General features: G+C 65.3%; 1 protein-coding gene. It reads right to left on the reverse strand.

Annotation, left to right across the window (positions count from 1 at the left end; all coding sequences use genetic code 11):
* Positions 1 to 7: 7 nt before the first annotated feature.
* Complete coding sequence (locus BRAS3809_RS20920) at positions 8 to 1,654, reverse strand: lysine--tRNA ligase (protein ID WP_008964024.1); 1,647 nt, start codon at positions 1,652 to 1,654, stop codon at positions 8 to 10.
* Between the last annotated feature and the right edge of the window lie 37 nt (positions 1,655 to 1,691).

A 1,691-nucleotide genomic window follows, 5' to 3' on the forward strand; every position in this document is an offset into this window, starting at 1 on the left:
GTGGGCCTTACGCCGAGCGCGCCAGCGCGCCGTCGATCATGCTGACCGCATTGCCGATGCCATACACCGCGACGAAGGAGCCGAAGCGCGGGCCCTTCTCCTGGCCGAGCAGCACCTGATAGAGCATGTTGAACCAGTCCAGCGATACGCCCGGCCGGCCGTCCTTGCCCTTCTTGGCGTGGTCGAGGAACGGCTCGCGGCGGCCGATCTCATAGACCACGTTCTGGATGTCCTCAGGCGAAGCCGTCGCCGGCAGGTTCGACAGCGCGTCGCGCAGATCCTGCAGCGCCACGCGCTCGCCCTCGGTCGGCTCGCGGAACGTCTTCGTCGGCGCGACGAAGTCGCGGTAGTAGTTGATCGCATAGCCGACCATCGCGTCGAGCTTCGGATGCGTGGCCGGCGTCACGCCCGGCCGGTAGCGGCCGATGAAGCCCCACAGCGTCTCGGCATTCTCCGCGTTCGACGACGACACCAGCGTCAGCAGCAGCTGGAACGTCACCGGCATGTCGGCCTTCGGCGGCGTGCCGGAGTGGATGTGCCAGACCGGATTGCCGAGCTGCTGCTTGGCATCCTGCTTGGGGAATCCCTCGAGGAACTGCTGATAGTCGTCGACGTTGCGCGGGATGACGTCGAAATACAGCCGCTTCGCCGCCTTGGGCTCGCGATACATGAACAGCGACAGCGATTCCGGCGAGGCGTAGCGCAGCCACTCGTCGATGGTCAGGCCGTTGCCCTTCGACTTCGAGATCTTCTGGCCCTTCTCGTCCAGGAACAGCTCGTAGTTGAAGCCCTCCGGCGGCGTGCCGCCGAGCGCCGCGCAGATCTTGCCCGACAGCTTCACCGAATCGATCAGGTCCTTGCCGGCCATTTCATAGTCGACGCCCAGCGCGAACCAGCGCATCGCCCAGTCCGGCTTCCATTGCAGCTTGCAATGGCCGCCGGTGACCGGGACGGTCATGCGTTCCTTGGTCTCGGGATCGTCATAGGAAATCGTGCCGGCCTTGGCGTCGTGCTCGACGATCGGCACGTACAGCACGAGGCCGGTGCGCGGACAAATGGGGAGGAACGGCGAGTAGCTGGCGGCGCGCTCCTCGCGGAGCGACGGCAGCATGATCGCCATCACCTTCTCCAGCCGCTCCAGCATCCGCAGCAGCGCCGCGTCGAACTTGCCGGAGGTGTAGTACTCGGTCGAGGAGGCGAACTCGTAGTCGAAGCCGAACGTGTCGAGGAAGGCGCGCAGCCGGGCATTGTTGTGCGCGGCGAACGACGGATATTCGTTGGAGAACGGATCGGGGATGCGCGACAGCGGCTTGCCGAGATGGGAGGCCAGCATCTCCTTGTTCGGCACGTTGTCCGGCACCTTGCGCAGGCCGTCCATGTCGTCGGAGAAGGCGAGGAGGCGCGTCTTGATCTTGTCCTCGGTGAGCACGCGGAAGGCGTGGCGCACCATGGTGGTGCGCGCGACCTCGCCGAAGGTGCCGATATGCGGCAGGCCGGACGGACCGTAGCCGGTCTCGAACAGCACCTCGTCCTTCGGCGCCTTCTTCAGCCGGTTGACGATCGCCTTGGCCTGCTCGAACGGCCAGGCATTGGCGTTTTCGGCGAGCGCGCGCAGGTCGCTCGGGCTGGTCGGTGCGAGATCGATCGTGGACATGTCAACTACCGATTTTAATGACGTAGGGTGGGCAAAG

Origin of the sequence: Bradyrhizobium sp. STM 3809 (genome assembly GCF_000239795.1) — a bacterium.
Taxonomy (GTDB): Bacteria; Pseudomonadota; Alphaproteobacteria; order Rhizobiales; family Xanthobacteraceae; genus Bradyrhizobium.

Coding starts and splice junctions, on each gene's coding strand:
- BRAS3809_RS20920 (WP_008964024.1), bottom strand. CDS start 1,654: ATGTCCACGATCGATCTCGCACCGACCAGCCCGAGCGACCTGCGCGCG.